Source organism: Pseudomonas sp. 43NM1 (assembly GCF_002836905.1).
GTDB lineage: Bacteria > Pseudomonadota > Gammaproteobacteria > Pseudomonadales > Pseudomonadaceae > Aquipseudomonas > Aquipseudomonas prosekii.
In genome coordinates this window covers 1-2,311 of sequence record NZ_MKGS01000103.1, presented here as the reverse complement: position 1 = coordinate 2,311, position 2,311 = coordinate 1, and the positions used below count along the sequence as shown (strand labels likewise).

Below are 2,311 nucleotides of genomic sequence, written 5' to 3'. Positions count from 1 at the left end.
CGGTCAGGCTCCAATAAGCGCCGAGGCTCTGGCCTTGCAGGCTGAGGGTGTCGGTATTCGGGTCAGCCATGGCGCGACGGGTCAGCACGCCGCTGCCGTTGCCCTGAAATTGACTGAGGCCGCCGACCAGGCCGACTCGCTGCACATGACCGCTGCCACTTTGCAGGGTCAGCAGCGCCGGGCCTTTGAAGGTGTCGGTGCCGGGCGTCGCAAAACTTGCGGACTGAAAGTCGCTTTGCGCCTGGCGTGAAGCCTGACCGTAGAGTTGGTCCCACAGGGCCGGGGCGGCGTCCTCGGTGGTCAGGCGTGAACTGCGCAAATCAGGGTGGACGGCAAAGCGTCCAGGGTAGGTGGCGGCGACGGCGGGCAAGGTCATGCTCGGCACCTCCTGGCGATACCAGGGAGCAGCCTCGTCCTCCGCGGGCTCGGCCGGCACTTCCATGGTCGAACACAGCAGGAGCGAACTCGAGACTGTGCAAAAGGTGATTTTGATCTCTTGAGGGGTGAATGAAGTTTTCATGGAGGTCTACCTTGCAAACGCATGCCGTTTCTCGCTCTGGCGTCTCTCCTACCCCGAATGAGGGGCGACCGAATGGAGTGAGGCAAGCCTGTAGCCGCCCGTGTTCGCGGGTGTCTGCAGGTTTGCCCCAGGTGGTATTTCCGGGGGTAGTAAGGTGTAGCTAAGAAGACCGGCGGCGCTGCGTCAAGAAAATGGCCGATAAATGGTCGGGCAATTTTGATGATCGTAACTGTCTGAAATCCAGTACGTGCTTAAGTGATTGTTTGTACAAAAAATCATCAAGTCGTGGCGGGAAGGGCAGGTTTGGATAGGTCGCTAACGGCCGATTCCTGATGAGCCGGCCGTCAGCGCTGGAGGTGGTTTTTATCGCTTGCTGTCGTTTCTGGCAACTTCGAGGCGGGTTAAATATGCACTTCGACTGCCAGCGGCAGATGGTCAGACAGGTGCGTCCAAGGTCGGTTGCCGAGGATTTGCGGGTTGTGGCTGCTGGCGTTACGCAAGTAGATGCGGTCGAGGCGCAGCAACGGGAAACGCGCCGGGTAGGTTTTCGCCGGGCGACCCTGATGACGCTCGAAAGCTTCGTGCAGGTAATTGCGCCGGGCGAGGGCGGCGTTGCCTTGCAACTGCCAGTCGTTGAAATCGCCGGCGATGATCACCGGAGCGTCGTCGGGCAGGGATTCGAGCAATTGGCAAAGCAGCTGAAGCTGCAATTGGCGATGGCTTTCGAGCAGGCTCAAGTGCACGCAAATCGCGTGGACTTCGGCATGGCCGGGGACGTCGAGTATGCAATGCAATAAACCCCGGCGCTCGGGGCCGGTGATCGAGACGTCGAGGTTGCGGAATTCGCGGATCGGGTATTTCGACAGCAGCGCGTTGCCGTGATGGCCATCGGGGTAGACCGCGTTGCGGCCGTAGGCGAAATCACTCCACATGCTGTCGGCGAGGAATTCGTATTGCGACATCTGTGGCCATTCGTTGTAGCGGTTTGAATGGCGTTCGTGCTCGCCGACCACCTCCTGCAAAAACACCAGATCCGCCGAAGTGCTGCGCACCGCTTCGCGCAATTCCGGAAGGATGAAGCGCCGATTGAGCGCGGTAAAACCCTTGTGCGTATTAACCGTCAACACCCGCAACCGATGAACCGTCGTCGAGTCCATTGGCGCAGTTTCGAGCGTGCGGTGTTCTGAGTGGCTGGTCACGTTGGCTCCTCTGAATCCAGGCTGCATAAATATGCGACTGATACGAAAGCAGGCAGTTCAGCGCGATTGCACATCCCATTGTGTGGTCGGGGCTGAGCTTGCTCGCGATGGCGGTGGGTCAGTCACCACAATTTTCATCTGGCAGACCGCCATCGCGAGCGAGCTCGCTCCCACAGGTGATCTGCAGTGGGGCGCAGATTTTGTACCTGACGCCGAACCCCTGTAGGAGCTGAGCTTGCTCGCGAAAGCGGTGGGTCAGTCACCACAATTTTCATCTGGCAAACCGCCATCGCGAGCAGGCTCACTCCTACAGGTGATTTGTGTTGGACGCGGGATTTTGCGTCCGACGCTGAACCCTTGTAGGAGCTGAGCTTGCTCGCGAAAGCGGTGGGTCAGTCACCATCATTTTTAACTGGCAGACCGCCATCGCGAGCAAGCTCCGCTCCCACAGTTGATTTGTGTTGGACGCGGGATTTTGCGTCCGGCGCTGAACCCCTGTAGGAGCTGAGCTTGCTCGCGAAAGCGGTGGGTCAGACACCATCATTTTTAACTGGCAAACCGCCTTCGCGAGCAAGCTCAGCTCCTACAGGGG

1 protein-coding gene and 1 pseudogene are annotated in these 2,311 nt (G+C 59.2%); both read right to left on the bottom strand.

Translation table 11 applies throughout. The annotated features are described in order from the left end of the window. A pseudogene (locus tag BI292_RS10025) lies at nucleotides 1–520 on the bottom strand (autotransporter outer membrane beta-barrel domain-containing protein); the annotation flags it as partial. Between the two features lie 401 nt (nucleotides 521–921). Continuing rightward, entirely contained in the window at nucleotides 922–1,677 is a 756-nt protein-coding gene (locus tag BI292_RS10020) for an endonuclease/exonuclease/phosphatase family protein (protein WP_101207785.1), read from the bottom strand. Nucleotides 1,678–2,311: the final 634 nt, after the last annotated feature.